At 54.9% G+C, this 492-nt stretch carries 1 rRNA gene (only partly in view); it reads right to left on the bottom strand.

Going from position 1 to position 492, the window contains the following annotated elements:
* Positions 1–492, bottom strand: a 23S ribosomal RNA gene (locus tag ACFYP3_RS37430); its annotated part runs 785 nt beyond the window's last position; the annotation flags it as partial.

The raw sequence follows: 492 nt of genomic DNA on the forward strand, positions 1-492 counted from the left end.
TGTCAGCATTCGCACTTCTGATACCTCCAGCATGCCTCACAGCACACCTTCACAGGCTTACAGAACGCTCCCCTACCCAACAACGCATAAGCGTCGCTGCCGCAGCTTCGGTGCATGGTTTAGCCCCGTTACATCTTCCGCGCAGGCCGACTCGACCAGTGAGCTATTACGCTTTCTTTAAATGATGGCTGCTTCTAAGCCAACATCCTGGCTGTCTGGGCCTTCCCACATCGTTTCCCACTTAACCATGACTTTGGGACCTTAGCTGGCGGTCTGGGTTGTTTCCCTCTTCACGACGGACGTTAGCACCCGCCGTGTGTCTCCCGTGATAACATTCTCCGGTATTCGCAGTTTGCATCGGGTTGGTAAGTCGGGATGACCCCCTTGCCGAAACAGTGCTCTACCCCCGGAGATGAATTCACGAGGCGCTACCTAAATAGCTTTCGGGGAGAACCAGCTATCTCCCGGTTTGATTGGCCTTTCACCCCCAGC

This window comes from Streptomyces sp. NPDC005533 (genome assembly GCF_042871845.1).
Lineage (GTDB): Bacteria > Actinomycetota > Actinomycetes > Streptomycetales > Streptomycetaceae > Streptomyces.